The 14993-nt window shown below is 70.3% G+C and carries 10 protein-coding genes and 1 tRNA gene; 9 read left to right on the forward strand and 2 right to left on the reverse strand.

The window, feature by feature from the left end:
• Positions 1–11 precede the first annotated feature (11 nt).
• The 5 genes from VGB14_06865 to VGB14_06885 all read left to right on the forward strand — a co-directional run bounded on the left by VGB14_06865 (position 12) and on the right by VGB14_06885 (position 7685).
• On the forward strand, positions 12–4412 hold the full coding sequence (locus VGB14_06865; protein ID HEX9992629.1) for a hypothetical protein: 4401 nt from the start codon (positions 12–14) through the stop codon (positions 4410–4412).
• 242 nt (positions 4413–4654) lie between these two features.
• Positions 4655–5431, forward strand: coding sequence for a Wadjet anti-phage system protein JetD domain-containing protein (locus VGB14_06870; GenBank protein HEX9992630.1), 777 nt, complete (start codon positions 4655–4657; stop codon positions 5429–5431).
• A 628-nt stretch (positions 5432–6059) separates the two neighbouring features.
• Positions 6060–6554, forward strand: a complete 495-nt coding sequence (locus tag VGB14_06875; GenBank protein HEX9992631.1) for a hypothetical protein — start codon at positions 6060–6062, stop codon at positions 6552–6554.
• Positions 6555–6583: 29 nt separating this feature from the next.
• Positions 6584–7507 (forward strand): hypothetical protein, encoded by a 924-nt coding sequence (locus tag VGB14_06880; GenBank protein HEX9992632.1) that lies wholly within the window; start codon positions 6584–6586, stop codon positions 7505–7507.
• 105 nt (positions 7508–7612) lie between these two features.
• Positions 7613–7685, forward strand: a tRNA-Arg gene (locus tag VGB14_06885).
• 1635 nt (positions 7686–9320) lie between these two features.
• Here the strand turns inward: VGB14_06885 and VGB14_06890 are convergent.
• Positions 9321–10157, reverse strand: coding sequence for an ABC transporter permease (locus VGB14_06890; protein HEX9992633.1), 837 nt, complete (start codon positions 10155–10157; stop codon positions 9321–9323).
• Positions 10154–11137, reverse strand: coding sequence for an ATP-binding cassette domain-containing protein (locus VGB14_06895; protein HEX9992634.1), 984 nt, complete (start codon positions 11135–11137; stop codon positions 10154–10156). The genes VGB14_06890 and VGB14_06895 overlap by 4 nt, the downstream gene beginning before the upstream one ends.
• A 121-nt stretch (positions 11138–11258) precedes the next feature.
• On the opposite strand from VGB14_06895, the gene VGB14_06900 reads away from it, so the two are divergent.
• The 4 genes from VGB14_06900 (at position 11259) to VGB14_06915 (ending at position 14981) form a co-directional block, all read left to right on the forward strand.
• Positions 11259–12176 carry a GNAT family N-acetyltransferase gene (locus tag VGB14_06900; GenBank protein HEX9992635.1) on the forward strand — a complete coding sequence of 306 codons (918 nt, stop codon included), beginning with the start codon at positions 11259–11261 and terminating at the stop codon, positions 12174–12176.
• A gap of 90 nt (positions 12177–12266) precedes the next feature.
• Entirely contained in the window at positions 12267–12542 is a 276-nt protein-coding gene (locus VGB14_06905; protein ID HEX9992636.1) for a DUF6072 family protein, read from the forward strand.
• A gap of 17 nt (positions 12543–12559) precedes the next feature.
• Complete coding sequence (locus tag VGB14_06910; GenBank protein HEX9992637.1) at positions 12560–12928, forward strand: DUF5132 domain-containing protein; 369 nt, start codon at positions 12560–12562, stop codon at positions 12926–12928.
• Between the two features lie 43 nt (positions 12929–12971).
• A complete protein-coding gene (locus VGB14_06915) occupies positions 12972–14981 on the forward strand; it encodes an ABC transporter ATP-binding protein (protein ID HEX9992638.1) in 2010 nt (669 codons plus the stop codon).
• The last annotated feature ends 12 nt before the right edge of the window (positions 14982–14993 follow it).

The raw sequence follows: 14993 nt of genomic DNA on the forward strand, positions 1-14993 counted from the left end.
CTCCGGAGCTGATGCTGCGCCGCGTCTACCTGCGCAACGTCGGCCCGCCCGCCGCGCGGTTCGACCCGCTCGACTTGGACCTGTCGATCCCGACCGGCAAGGCCGCCACGAAGGTCCTTTGGTCGCTCACGAACACCGGTGGGAAGACGACGCTCCTTCGTCTGCTCACCAGCATCGTCGTGCCTAACGCACGCGCGCAGATGGGCGGCGCAAACCTCGGCGACTTCGTTCAGACCGGCGATACGTCTCATATTGTCGCCGAGTGGGAGAGCGTCGCCGCCGGCCGCTTCGTCGTCGCCGGATGCTACGAGTGGCCCGGCCGGCAGCGGCCGCGTGACGTCGCCACCGGAAGCCTGAATCGCGCGTTTTACGCCTTCAGGGTTCCCGAGCGGTTCGACATCGCCGACCTCCCGTTCCTCTCCGACGGCCGCCGACGCACGCTGGACGACTACCGGGTGGCGCTGCACGAGCTTTTCCGGAACAAGCCAGCGGCCCGATTCGTGTGGACCCGCACGCAGTCGGAGTGGGCGACGGTCCTCGACGAGCAGACGGAGCTCGATCCCGAGCTGTTCCGCTACCAGATGCGGATGAACGACGACGAGGCCGGCGCAGAACGGCTCGTTGCCAAGCTCAACAGCGCCGACGCCGTCATCGAGTTCTTCGTGTCTGCTCTCAACGACCGGTCCGTCTCGCTCGACTTCACGACCACACTTCGCGACTACGCCATCGCCGCCGCGAATCGAGCGACGTTAGAGCAGGACGCCGAATTCAGCGAGACAATGGCTGGGCACCTCGAGCGGCTCGCCGAGGCCGCCGAATACGCCACCTTGGCCGAAGGCGATGTCTTGATCCGAGCGAGCGCCGCAGGCGAGCTCACCGCTGCCATCGTCGCCCGTGCCGCCCGAGAGGAGACCGCGCGCGACGAAGCCGCCACTCGCGTGGCCCAGCACGAGGAGCGCTCCACCACCGCGAACACCGAGATCAACCGACTCGACAACATCCGCAGCCAGCTGAATCTGGACGAAGCCCAGTTCCGCCTCGAAATTGCCGTCACCGCGGAGCAGGACGCCCGAGCGCGACTCGACGCCGCCAAACGAGAATTCGCGATCTGCAAGGCGCTGGAGCCGGTCGCGCGCCTCCGCAACGCCGAGGTCGCACGCGACGCCGCGCAAGCCGCGTACGACCTAGCCGAAGCTGACCTCAAGCCACTGCGAGACGCGGTACGAGCACGCGCGGCTGGGCTCGCCGCGAAGTACGGCGAACTCGTGCGCGCCGAGCTTGCACATCACGAGGAAGCGGCCCGGATTGCCCAGGAGGCTGCGAACAGGCGAGCCGCGGCGGAGACCATACGGACCAGCCAATTGGAGGGCCGGACGACGGCAAACGTGGACCTCACCCAGATCGACGCGCTCGTCACGGAAGCTAGCGCCGCGCTCGATGAGCTGCGGAGAAACGGCGACGCGAAGCTAAGCGAGAGCGCGGCCGAGGCCCGGGCGCGCTGGGAGTCCCTCGTCACCGAGTCTGAGGGCCAGCAGCAGTCGACGGAGAGCCGCGTCGCCACCCTAGGAACTCAGATCACAGGCCTGCAGCCGAACCGGAAGCACAACGAGCGACAGCTTGCGCAAGCAGAAGCCGAGCTCCGCCGGGCCACCGAGGAACGAGAGCGGTATCGGGATGAGCAGGTGAGCCTGCTGCGGCTGGACGACCTGGTGGCGCTCATCGGCGCTGACGAGCCAGGCCCGGCGACCCTAAGGCGCGCGACACAGATGCTGGACCAGCAGGCACAGGCCGCGGAACGGACCGCCGCCGATGCTGCGACCGCGCTTCGGGAACGGCAGCACGAGTTCGATGTGCTCGAACGAGACGACCTCATGGCGTCGTCGGCCGATGTCGAAAGAGTCCGTGACCACCTCGTCGACGCAGGCGTCGGCGCGACCACCGGGTGGACCTGGATCGCCGCCAATATCGCCGACGTTGACCAGCGTCGCGATCTCATCTCCAGCCATCCCGAGGTCGCCAACGGCGTCATCGTCACCGACGCCGCCCGGACAGACGAAGCTCGACAGGTCCTCGAGGACACGGATCTCGCACTCCGCATCGCCGTGCTCGTCACCGCCGCGCCCACCAGTAGTCTGGCCGGGGACCAGGTCGGGTTCGTCGTCGAGCCGCACCGAGCTGTCTACGACCCGGACTGGGCCGCACGTACCGCTGAGGAGCTCCGCACCGAGATCGACACACTGTCCGAGACAGCAGCGATTTCCCGTGTGAACGCAGATCGAATCCGGGCCGCCAGCGCCGAGGTCACGAGCTTTGTGCGCCGCTGGCAGGACAAGCACCCTGCCCTCGATGCGAACGTGATCACGGCCAAGGTCACTGTGGAGGAGTACACGACCCGGCTCCGAGCGATCGTGGACAAGGTCGCCAAACTCGACACCGAACGGGAACAGCTCCGCGACGCACTCCCGACGCTGCAGCGCACCATCCGCCAGGCAGAAGCCGCCGCCGCCCGCTGTGGCGCCTGCGACCAGATCGGCATCCGAGCCGCCTCGGCCACCGAGCGGCGACCCGAGGTTGCGGCAGCGCGCACGAAGGCGCAGCAGGCGATCGATGACGCGGACCGCACGATTGCCGCAGCAGCCACCGAGCGCGACGACGCGCTCGCCCGTGCAGCTGCTGCGAACGAGACCGCTGCACGCTGGCGTGACCGGCTCGGGTCCGTTGGAGTCGAACCCGGCGACACGGTCCCCGACGCGCCCGTCGAGCAGCTCGAACAGGAATGGCGTACGCACCGTGCGGCGCTGGAGCAGAGACAGCGCGGCAGCAGCCATGCGGCACTGTTGGACGATGCCGAGGGCCTGGTCGCTCACCTGGCCGTCGAGGTCACCCGATACGACGCCGAGCTGATGCCCGAGGTGGACACGCGCCTCGCCTCCCACCGGGCCGCCACCCCCGAGGGCCGCACCACGCTGCTGGCGGCCGCGGAGGACGCTCAGCAGCGCTGCATGGCCGACCATGTCCGGGCGAACCACGGCTTGGAGCAGGCGCGACGAACCGTCACCGAACGCCAGCCCGAAGGCCGCGCCGTGTACGTTCAGCTCCCAGAGGAGTGGAAGGCAACCAGCGCTGACGAGTGCGTCGCGATGGTCGTCCGCGTCGACCTGGCGAACGTGAAGTGGCGCAACCGGCAGCGCGAGGAGAACCAGGCCGCAGCTGCGGCGAAGGCCGAAGCGGAGAACGCCGAGAAGTTCCGGTGGTCGTTCCACAACACCGGCAGCCTTTGGCCGGGGGAACCGGTTTCCACCGGAGCTGTGTTCGAGGGCTCGCCCGACGAAGCAACCTCATTGCTCCAGGACCGCATCGCTGCTCATCGCGCAACGATCGAGGAACGCGACCGCGCGGCGAAGACCCGAGCCGACCAGCGCGACGCGGTCAAGCGCTGCGCCGTCGACCCGCGCTTCGCCGAGTTCACGCTCGCCAAGAAGGCGATGTCCACCAGCGACGAGGAGCTATACGATCGTGCCAAGGCTTGGTCGGTGGAGCTTGGCATCCGGACCAAGAGCATCCGCGACGAGCTCCAAGAGCTGAACCGGCACCGAGAGAGCCTCGTGAACCAACTTCACGGCCTCGCCGAAGCCCAGCTCCGCCTCCTGCGCGCCGTGAGCCGTAGCAGCAACATCCCTGCCGGGTTCGGCGAGCTGTCTGGCAAGCCCGCGTTCAGCATCGACTTCGACAAGCTCGACGAGACCGAGGCGCTGGCCCGGCTCGCCACACGCGTCGACACGTGGGCCGTGCAGCTCGCCGCCGACCCGAAGCGTGCAACGCGCACCGAGCAGATCGACCGATGGCTCGCCGAGGCTGCCAAGGACCTCGTGAAGGTCAACGCCGGCGGCGCATCGTGGCGGGTCAAGGTCCTCAAGCCGCTGCTCGACAACCGGGTCTACTATTGCGCCCCGGACCGCATAGAGAAGGAGTACTCCGGGGGCCAGGAGCTCACGCTCGCCGTGCTGCTCTATTGCTGCCTCGCAGCCGTGCGGTCCAACCACCGAACCACCGGCCGCCGGCCAGCGGGCGCGTTGCTGCTGGACAACCCTTTCGGGAAGGCCTCGAATCAGCAGCTCATCGCGATGCAGCAGGCGCTCGCCCGCAAGTCAGGCATCCAGCTCATCTGTGCGACCGGGCTGAACGACCCGACCGTCATCTCCGCGTTCGAGGGTTCGGACGCCCGGGTCATCCGGCTCCGGAACGACATCGACCAACGCGGTGGCCTCCATCGCCTGCGCATCAGCGACCCGCTCGTGCACAAGGCCGTCATCGAAGCGATCCTCGACGGCCACGATGCCGACGACCCGAACGGGTATCTGAGTGCGACCAGCTACACAGTCAACGAACCTGCCACGCCGGAGAGCCCGTGAGCGTAGAAGGGGCCGTCGCCCGGCTCGGCGACCTGCTCCGGACGGCTGGCCGCGTACGGGTCCCGCTCGCGACGGTGCAGCAGCACTGGGTCACGGCCGCCCCGGAGCTGGTCGGCTCACCCCACCAGCTTGGCGACCTCGCTCGTGCGCTCGAGACGCTTGCCGGCGCCGGGCATGTTGCCCTGCCGGCGAAGGCGAGTTGGGACCGAGCTACCCGACCGCCGCTACCAAGGTTCGTGACCGTGGACGCGAACCGCACGGTCCCGGTCGGCATGCCATGGAGAACCTACCCGTGGTGCGCTCAGCTCGGCTGGATCGCGTCATTGGCCAAGATCACCGCCACCCAGTACGAGCAGCTCGTCGCGCTCAACACCTGGCTCGCACGACGCACCAACGACGATGTCGTCCCGATGCGAGTCCGGTCCGCCGAGATCTTCGCGGACGAGAAGGCGCTCGACGCCCTGATCAAGACCGGCTTGTTCGGACCCGACCGGCTCAGCTGGGAGCTCCTTGGGTGCCGGCGCTTTCCGCCGCCGCTCACGGTCACCCGCACTGGCGACGGGCCCGGCGTGCTTGTGGTCGAGAACAGCGACGCGTACTGGGTTGTCCTGGACGCCGCCGGCGCCATCAGCGGACCCGTTGGTCGGGTCGCATTCGGGTCTGGTAGAGGGTTCGAGCAGTCGATCTACGCGCTAGCCGAGGACGCCGAATTGCCGAAGCGCCTCTGGTACTGGGGCGACCTCGATCCCGATGGGATCGCCATCCCTACCCAGGCCGCCAAAGTCGCCGCCACCGTCGGGCTTCCGGAGCTCCAACCCGCACGCCCGCTGTGGGCAGCGATGGCCGAGCTACCGGGCACGGCAGGAGGCAAGATCAGCTGGGCCGCCACCACGGGAACCTGGCTCGGCGACGAGCTGTGGGCAGCCACAACCCGCGTGCGGGCCGCCGGTGCGCGCGTCGCCCAGGAACGTGTGGCTCCGCCCCTTGTCGCCGAAGCGCTCGGAGACTTGCACGCGTGAGGCACTTACGCGTGGTCGCGCACGTGAGTGGATGGGTCAGTCGCGGTACGCAGCGGCGCGTTGAACCCACCACGGAGCAAGGCGTCCACGTCCGCGTGTCAAGGCGCCGGTGGAACGGCACGTTGCTATGCCCTTCGTCCAGTAGCGCGATGGCGTCTCGCCGACATTGAGGGCTGCCTCGTTGAGGCGCGCTGGATCCCGCGGAGCGAACGCCGTGCCGATAGCCGCTTGCCGAATAGCCGTCGAGATGGCACTCAACCGCTACAGCCACCTGTATCCCGGCGACCTCGAAGACGTGGCGACGCACCTCGACGCGGTGCGCCGCCGCGCCGACCTCAGCCCGCGTCTGCGAGCACCCTCGTGGCAAGGACGGTCGGTCCTGGGACCCGTAGGCCCGGCGAGATCGTCACACCGCCTCGCTACGGTTGACGGCGGAGCATTGATGACGAATGAAGCGACCGAACAAGCACGAACGGCGACCACCGCCCGGGCGGCGAGGCGCGCTCGTGTCGCGGTCCGAACGCCGCGGCGGTCGGAGGAGCAACCCTCTTCACCCGACGGCACCGGTGGAGCGGTGACCCGTCCGCCGCGGCTCGGCTCACGGTCCGCTCGTGTCGAGCTGGGCCTCATGGCCTTCTCACCCGCGATGGCTCTCTTGGCCTACAGGGCGCGGGGCGACCTCGTGTGGGTGATCATCTTCGGGGTCCCGGCCCTACTCGGGATATTCGTAGCGGTCGTGGCTGCGCAGGTCGTTCGCAGGGGCAACCCAGAGCCCTTCGTCTTAACGTCCATAGAAGATGCGAGCGACGAGGTCATCGGCCATGTGGGGAGCTACCTCCTGCCCGCCGTCGTAGACGTGAGCCAGTCCACCGAACAGGCAGTCATCGCAGCGGTCGCGCTTGCCTTGATCATCCAGATCCACATCGCAACCGGTCGTGTTAACGTGAACCCTCTGCTGTACCTCTTCGGCTACCGCACGTACCGCGCGATGTCATCAACGGGCGTGGCGTACTACCTGATCGCCCGCACCGACGTCAGTGGCTGGGATGGCGCTCACCGTCTCGTCCCGCTCGGAGCTTCCCTCCTCGTTGAACGACCACGAGACGGGGTGGCGCAAGGATGAAGACATGAGACTGCGCATGGGAGCGTCGCATGGCCAGCCTTGACGACGTCAGAGCGGACGTGGCCGCCAGGAGCGACGAGGCCGTCTCCGTCGTCGTGGGCCGGAAGGGCACCGACGGGGAGGTCGACGCCGCGAAGCTCGCCCTCGCAGACGATGCAGCTGAAGCCTTCCGTGACCTCGCCCGCCAGAGCCTCGAAGACCTCGGCCGAAGACAGTCTGTGCCGTACACGGTCGACGCCGAGCTCAACCGGGGCGAGCTGTTCGTCATCGACGATGCCGACGATCTGGCGGAGCTCGGCGATCTAACGGAGCTGGCCGACCAAGCCGCGACGCTTCCAATTAGAGCGCCTCGCGATCTCGATCTCGGCATTCAGTTCTATGCCGTCGTCGTTGGCGACGACACGCGCGTGACGCTGGTTAGACGGACGGATCCCAGGATCGGCTTTCGCCGCGGAGGGTGGATCGCTATCGGTCGCCAGCAGCTGACCAAGCTCGAGGAGCCAGTGTTCAGCTTCTCGCCAGGTTTCGACTTCGTGCTGGGGCCTGGATGGGCGGTGATCCTCAACCAGATATCGTTCGAGCGGCTCTTCAGAGACATCGGGCTGATCGACAAGCACGTCCAAGGGTGGGTCGAGGGCATCACCGACCACCTGCCGATGGAGCCGGTGAGCGTGGCCGCGCTACTTCGCGTCGCGCGCGACGACTCACGGACGTGGAGGCGACTGCGCGAGATCCGCCGTCGTGGCCACCTCGCAAACATCGAACTGGCGGAGGTGCGCAAGTACGCGCGGCGGGTGGGCATCGATCCCAAGTCGATCATCCGCAACGGCAAGCTCGTGTTCGATCCGGGTGAGCGATTCTCGTTTCTCCACCTGCTGAACGAGGATTTGTACCGGGGGTTCCTTACGGACGTGACGTTCGAAGCGCAGCGCAAGGCGGCGGCCGGCCCGTGATGCGACGCTCGAGCACGCACGTTGTGGCAGACGTGCGGCACGATGTCGGCCGCCGGCAGCGCGAGTAGCGTGTCCAGCGGCCTGAACAGGGCGTCCGTCTATCCAGCCCTCGTAGCTCAGGGGATAGAGCGGCGGTTTCCTAAACCGTGTGTCGCAGGTTCGAATCCTGCCGGGGGCGCAAGAGAAGGTGCTGGTCACAGCGGTAGAGCGTCTACCTGGTTCGATCCTCTGCGCCTGATTCGGTGAGAGTCCGATCAACCTGTCCCATCCCGCTGCGCAAGGGTGCCCTCCAAGCTCCCGTCGGCAGTCAAGAGGCGTCCCAGCTACTTCGACGTCGGGTCGACGGCGGCCTCGACCCACTGACGAGCTAGCCGCGGCAGGTGACACGGCCAATCCGGGGCTCGGGTAAGAAGGCGAACACGCTGCGGGCCGAGCTGGTGAGGGACGTCGACCAGCGAGACGTCCGCGAATGCAAGCCAGGGGGACGACCTGTACGTCGTGCTCCACCATCTTGAGGCGCTCGGCCAGGAGCCGAGGGCGATCCAGGGCTGCTGACAGATCGCTCGCGGCATCCGCGCGTCCCTCGGCAAGGTGCGGCTGCGGAAGCTGCGGGCAAGCACCTCGACGCCTTCGACGGACCCAATGAGGGACGGCCAAGCCGGCGACCGTGCGCCGCTACCACGGCTTCATCCACCGCTCGGTCGTCGTGGGAGGCGCCACTAGATGCGCGAATCGCTGGCGCGATACCGAAACCATCGCAGGCTCGGGCGGTAGCGAAGTGGTATGAGTGGCTACCCGTGGTGAGGCGTCAGACAGTGTGCGGGCTCAACGCTCGGTATACGGGACGGCGGATCCCGGCATTGATTGGCCCAAGCGCGCTGTGCGGAACGAGGTATTCGTGCGCCTCAAGAGCAACGCCTTCCTTTAGCCCGTCGTATAACGACGTGTGGTCGGCGTACGCCAGATTGGGAAGTGCGTGGGTCACCCGGACGGATCGAACAGGCAAGACGAGATCATCCAATGGCTCGTCGTCGAATACACCGGTCATGCGCCATCGCGCTCTCCAGCCGCCGTTCTGTACCTGCACGAGCGTCCTGAGCCAATCGGCACGGACATCGACGAGAAGAACTGCGTGCGCAGGTCCGTATCGCGATCGTTGTCAGCAAAGTTGACGGCCGTGCCCGCTGACCTCTATGGCGAGCACCGATAACGGCTGACGGGTTCACGACCAGACGGGACCTGTAGATCGCGAGCCAGAGCCCGTCGGGCTGCGTGCGTGGCGTGAACTCCGCGCTCGTGGCTCGGTGGAGGCGTGGGCCGGTGCTGACACCGTCCGGCGGCTACGCTCGAAGCCATGGACCGCCGGGCATTAGGGCGTCGGTCGGCCGCATCGGCCATGTGCTCAGGATGTTTTTCGCTTCGGAGTCGGTGTACTTACTGCCGGGCACCACAACACCTCCGCTCCTCGGCGTGGTTGATAGCAAATTGTCCGGCGTAACGGAGCCGTTGTTACGAGCGAGTGATCCGGACCGCCGGGGCGTACGGCCATCTCATGGCGTGGCCCGTGGTTATCCCCGCTTCTTGTGCTTCGGAGGACAGCGTGGTGGCTCGGCTTGCCGGCGGAGGTCATCGTCATGAAGTCCCCAGCGGGTTCCGTCGTGTGCGCGTCTTCGAATGGCAGACGATGCACGGCGCTGCGCTCATCGCCTTCATCGTCAGCAGCTGCAACGGTGGATCGCCTCTGGCAACCTGCCCCTCGGTCGTCAATGGATGGTCACCCTCGCAGTGGACGGCTTCGCCCACGGACCGCGCTCTATCGCTCGGCGTTGTACAGGCGCATCGTCATGGGGGCGAAGACCGCCACCAGCGCGACGCTCCAGGCCAGGACCGCCAGGACGTCTCCGCCGGCCGCGGTGCCGTGCATCAGGGCCCGGCTGGCGTCGGTCAACTGCGTGATGGGGTTGACCCGCACGAAGGCCTGGACCCAGCCGGGCATGGTGTCGGGGTCGACGAAGACGTTGCTCGCGAACGTCAGGGGGAACAGCACCGTCATGCTCACCTGCATGACGCTCTCGGGCGTCTGCATGCGCAGGCCGATGATGGTCCACGCCCACGAGAGGCTGAACGAGAACACGAGCAGCAGCGCGACGGCGAGGACCACGCCGAGCGGGCCGCCGTCGGGGCGGAAGCCGAGCACCACGCCGAGCACGACGACGACCGCCGACGCCATCGAGTACCGCACCGTGTCGGCCAGCAGCATCCCGACCAGCACGGCGGGGCGCCAGATCGGCAGCGACCGGAACCGGTCGAACACGCCCTTGGTGACGTCGGTGTTGAGCGCCATCCCCGTGTAGGGCGTGATCATCACGACGGTCATCACGAGGATCCCGGGGAGGAGCGCCTGCAGGTACTCGCGGGGCGAGCCGGCCAGCGCGCCGCCGAACAGGTAGGTGAACAGCAGCACGAACATGATCGGGAACGCCGTCACGTCGAACAGCTGCATCGGGACGTGCTTGATCTTGCGCATCGCCCGCCAGCCGAAGGCGAACGACGCCGCCGCCGGCGTGGGCCGGGGCGGCCGGGGCCGGGTGGACAGCGCCGAGCGGAGCGTGTCCTCCGCCAGCACCGGGGGCGTGTCGACGGCGGTCATGCGGCGTCCTCCGTGGTCGCGGCCTCCTCGGCCGGGTGGCCGGTCAGGGCCAGGAACACCTCGTCCAGGCTGGGCTGGCCGAGCGACAGCTCGGCGACGGCGACGCCGTCCCGGGCCAGCTCGGCCAGTGCCACCGCCACCCGCTCCGGGTCGGCGGCCCGCACCGTGAGGGCGACGGGGTCGGCGGCCAGCTGGGGCGTCTCGCCCAGCACGGTCGCCAGCACCCGGGCGGCGGCCGGCCGCTGCGACGCGTCGAGCACGCGCACGTGCAGGCTCCCCGAGCCGACGAGCGCCTTGAGCTCGCCGCTCGTGCCCTCGGCGATCACCTTGCCGTGGTCGATGATGGCGATGCGGTCGGCGAGCTGGTCGGCCTCGTCGAGGTACTGCGTGGTCAGCAGCACGGTCGTCCCCATCGCCACCAGCACGCGCACGATGTCCCACACCTGGTTGCGGCTCCTCGGGTCGAGCCCGGTGGTCGGCTCGTCGAGGACCAGCAGCTCGGGCGTGACCACGATGCTGGCGGCGATGTCGAGCCGCCGCCGCATGCCGCCCGAGTACTCGCGGACCAGGCGGTCGCCGGCGTCGGCCAGGCCGAACGCGTCCAGCAGCTCGGCGCCCCGTTCGGCGGCGGCGCGCCGCCCGAGGCCGAGCAGCCGGCCGACGAGGACGACGTTCTCGCGGCCGGTCAGCTCCTCGTCGACCGAGGCGAACTGGCCGGTCAGGCTCACGCACCCCCGCACGGCGTCGGCCTCCTCGACCACGTCGTGCCCGAGCACGCGGGCGGTGCCGGCGTCCGGCCGGAGCAGCGTCGCGAGCACTCGGATGGTCGTCGTCTTGCCGGCGCCGTTCGGGCCGAGCACGCCGTAGACGGTCCCCGCCCGCACGGCCAGGTCGATCCCGTCGACGGCCCGCGTGTCGCCGAACACCTTGACGAGGCCGCGCGTCTCGATGGCCAGCGCCGCGTCGTCCGCAGCGGTCACGTCGTCCTCCCTCGTGGTCGCGCCGCAACCCATCAGAGCAGGTCGCGGCGAGGGGTCGCCCTCCTTTATCCGACGACCTCCGCCGCCGGAACTCATCGCCCGGTGTGGCAGCGTTCGGGCCGTGCCCCCGACCCTGCGACCGGCCGACCGAGGTGACCTCGCCGCCATCGTGGCGGTCTACGCGGACTACGACCTGGTCAACCGTGGTGCGGTCGACTCGGACGAGGACGACGTGCTGCGGGACTGGGAGGCGCCGGGGTTCCCGATGCACGAACGGACCCGGGTGCTCGTGGACGACGGCGGCGAGGTGGTCGGGTACGCCGTCGCCTCGCCGGGCGGGGACGCGGACAGCGTCGCCCGGCCGGGCCGCGGCGGGGACGACGCCCTCCTCGGCTGGCTCGAGTCGCTCGGCGAGCCGCTCCGCCACCACCTCCCCGCCTCGGACGACGAGGGGTCGGCCCGGATGGGGCGGCGGGGCTGGGTGGCCGACCGCACCTACTGGCGCATGCGCATCGACCTCGCCGAGCCGACGCCGACGCCGACGCCGACCCCGCCGCCGGCCTGGCCCGACGGGTTCACGTCCACGGCGCTCGACGTCGACCGGCACGGGCCCGCCGTCCACGAGCTGATCCAGACCGCGTTCGCCGACATCGGCGACGACCAGCCCCGCGAGGAGTACGGACCGTGGGCGGCGTGGGCGCTCGCGCCCGGGCGCTACGACCCCGACCTGTGCCGGGTCGTCGCCCGGCACGACGGCACGGTCGTCGCCGCCGACGTCTGCCACCTGTCCGGCGACGCCGGCTTCGTCCGCCAGCTCGCCGTCGCCGCCGCGGCGCGCGGCCGGGGGCTCGGCCTCGCCCTCCTCCACGACGTCTTCCGGCACGCGCGCGACCGCGGGCTCGCCGCCGTCGAGCTCGGCGTCGACCGCGCCAACGCCACCGGCGCCCCCCGCCTCTACGAGCGGGCCGGGATGCGGGTGACCGAGGCGTTCACCCGGTGGCGCTGGACGCCCGCGGAGAGGATCGACGGCCCGCGGTGATCTCCTTGCTCTTCGTGACGGGACGGCAGTAGGGTCGCCACCGAGCGGCGTCGAGGCGCGGACCAGGGGTCAGCGCGACGGAGGTGTCCCATGGCGGAAGCGAGCTCCAGCTCATCCACGCCCGCAGCGGCAACCGGGAACCCGGCGGCGCACGCGGTCCTGTTCGCCAGCGAGGCCATCGCGCCGGGCCTGAGCCACGTCCTGCGGGGCGACCTCGCCAACGGCGCCGGCTACGGCCTCGCCGGCCTGTTCGCCACCCTCGTGTTCGGCACGCCGGGCCGGGTGCTGGTCGGCGCGGCGTCGTTCGTGAAGTCGGCGTCCGGCACCGACCTCCTCAGCCTCGTCCGGCCACCCCGCCAGGGCTGAGGGGTCCGCTCCGCCGCATGCGCAGAACCGGAGCGTTCCTCGCCGGGGTCTCCGTCGGCGCCGCGCTCGTCACCAACTGGCGCTCGATCGCCAAGGGCACGGTGAAGGCGGGGATCCGCGGAGGGACGACCCTCCGCGCCAGCGCGGCCCGCGCGGCGGAGAACCTGGCCGACGTCGTCCAGGAGGCGACCTGGGAGATGGGCGCGGCCCAGGAGGCGGCGCCCACGGCGGCCGGGGCCGGCACGGCCGGGACGACGCCGCCCGCGCCCGCCGCAGGCGAGGCCGCCACCGCCCCGTCCCGGGCGGCCGACGCCGAGCCCACCACCAATGGCGACGGCGCCGCGACGGGCGCCGCCGTACCGCACGAGTCGGCCAGCCTGACCTGACCGGTGGTCGCGCTGGCCGGCCGGCGCCGACTCGCCTGACCCCGTGACCTCGAGCGTCCGCTCGTTCATCCCCGGGCGCGCCCGCCTGGACGTGCCCTCCATCCGCGGCGACCGGGCCATGGCGGCCGCCGCCGAGGAGGCCGTCGCCGCGACCGCCGGCGTCACGGCCGCGACGGCGAGCGCCGTCACCGGCACCGTCCTCGTGCAGTACGACCCGGCGCTCGACTGGGGCGCGCTCCACGCCGAGATCGACGCTCGGCTCGACGCCCTCGACCCGGCGACCGCGCGATTCCACCCGGCGGCGCGCGGGCCGCTCCAGCGGGTCCTGCGCCGCTCCCTCCCCGACCAGGGCAGCCGAGCCGGCCCGGTGCTGCTGACCGTCGGCGCCCACTCGCTGAACATGCTCCAGAACCTGGTCGTCGTCACCGGGGCGAGCGTGGTCAACGGCGACACCCCGACCGTCCTGCGCTGGCTCGGCGTCACCGACGTGCGGGCCCAGCTCACCGCCATCACCACCACCGGCCTGGCCCTGACCACCGTCGAGGGGCTGGTCCAGCACCGCCGCCGCCGGGCCTGGCAGGAGGTCGCCCGAGGCGCCGAGGAGCGCCTGCGCTCCGACGTGTTCGCCCGCCTGGAGGCCCAGGACCTCGCCTTCTTCCACGCCGACGGCACCGGCTCGCTGCTCAACGTGCTCACTGCGGACGTCGACAGCATCGGCGCCCTCGTGGAGTCGACCGACGTCCTCCTCGAGACCGCGCTCACCGCGCTGGTCGGCGGCAGCGTGCTGCTGCGCACCTCGCCGACCCTGGCCCTCGTCGCCGGCACGGCCGGGCCGCTGGTCGCCTACTCGATCCGCCGCTTCGGGCCCCGCACCAGGGACGCGTTCATCCGGGCGTCGAGGCCGTCGTCGCGGCTCACCCAGGCCCTCGAGAACATCCTCTCGGGCATCGTCGAGGTGAAGAGCTTCACCGCCGAGGAGCAGGAGGCGAGGCGGGTGGCCAGGCTCAGCCGGTCGGTGGCCGAGTCCGGGCTGGAGGCCGGCTCGGCGGCCACCCTCCAGGCGACGTTCACCGAGAAGGTGCTCTATCTCGCCGGGGCGACGGCCCTCGGCTACGGCGCCCGCCTCGCCGTGTCGGGCCGGGTCGCCCGCCCGACGTTCACGAGGACGATGTACTGGATCCCGGCGATCGTCGGAGCGGTCGGCAGCACCGTGCAGCTGTCCCGCACCTACTACCGGGCGACGGCCGGCGTCCGCCAGATCAACCGCGTGCTCGACGCCGTCCCCGCCATCCACAGCGGCCCGGCTGCGCTCGACCCCGCCGCCGTCCGGGGCGAGCTCCAGCTGGAGGGCGTGTCCTTCGCCTACGAGCCGCCCCGGCGCGTGCTCCGGGACGTCTCGCTGCACGTGCCCGGCGGTACCAGCCTCGGCGTCGTGGGCCCCAACGGCTCGGGCAAGAGCACCCTGCTCCGCCTGCTGCTGCGCTTCTACGAGCCCGACGCCGGCCGCATCCTCCTCGACGGCCACGACGTCCGCGACCTGCGCCTCGCCGACCTGCGGGCCTCGGTCTCGCTCGTCAGCCAGGACGTCTACGTCTTCGACGACACCCTCGCCCACAACGTCCGCTACGGCCGGCCCGACGCCGGCGACGACGAGGTGGTCGCCGCGCTCGCCGCGGCCGGCGCCTCGTCGCTCCTCGACGAGCTCCCCGACGGGCTCGCCACCCGCCTCGGCGAGCGCGGCCACCGCCTGTCCGGCGGCCAGCGCCAGCGGGTCGCCCTGGCCCGCGCCCTGCTGAAGGGCGCGCCGGTCCTCGCCCTCGACGAGGCGACCTCCCACCTCGACTACGAGGCCGAAGCGGCGTTCAAGGAGACGCTGCGGACGACGGCGTCCGGGCGGACGGTCGTGCTCATCGCCCACCGCCTGTCGAGCGTTCGGGACCTCGACCAGATCGTCGTGCTCGACCGGGGCGAGATCCGCGAGCACGGGTCCCACGACGAGCTGCTCGACCAGCGCGGCCTCTACCACCGCCTCTGGCAGCTCCAGCGGCCCTGACCCGACCGGCGC

Source organism: Acidimicrobiales bacterium (genome assembly GCA_036399815.1).
In the GTDB taxonomy this organism is placed as follows: domain Bacteria; phylum Actinomycetota; class Acidimicrobiia; order Acidimicrobiales; family DASWMK01; genus DASWMK01.

Bases quoted from the DNA above. Each gene is read 5' to 3' on its own strand.
- VGB14_06890 (HEX9992633.1), bottom strand. From the start codon at position 10,157: ATGACCGCCGTCGACACGCCCCCGGTGCTGGCGGAGGACACGCTCCGC.
- VGB14_06905 (HEX9992636.1), top strand. From the start codon at position 12,267: ATGGCGGAAGCGAGCTCCAGCTCATCCACGCCCGCAGCGGCAACCGGG.
- VGB14_06875 (HEX9992631.1), top strand. From the start codon at position 6,060: ATGGCCTTCTCACCCGCGATGGCTCTCTTGGCCTACAGGGCGCGGGGC.
- VGB14_06880 (HEX9992632.1), top strand. From the start codon at position 6,584: ATGGCCAGCCTTGACGACGTCAGAGCGGACGTGGCCGCCAGGAGCGAC.
- VGB14_06910 (HEX9992637.1), top strand. From the start codon at position 12,560: ATGCGCAGAACCGGAGCGTTCCTCGCCGGGGTCTCCGTCGGCGCCGCG.
- VGB14_06865 (HEX9992629.1), top strand. From the start codon at position 12: ATGCTGCGCCGCGTCTACCTGCGCAACGTCGGCCCGCCCGCCGCGCGG.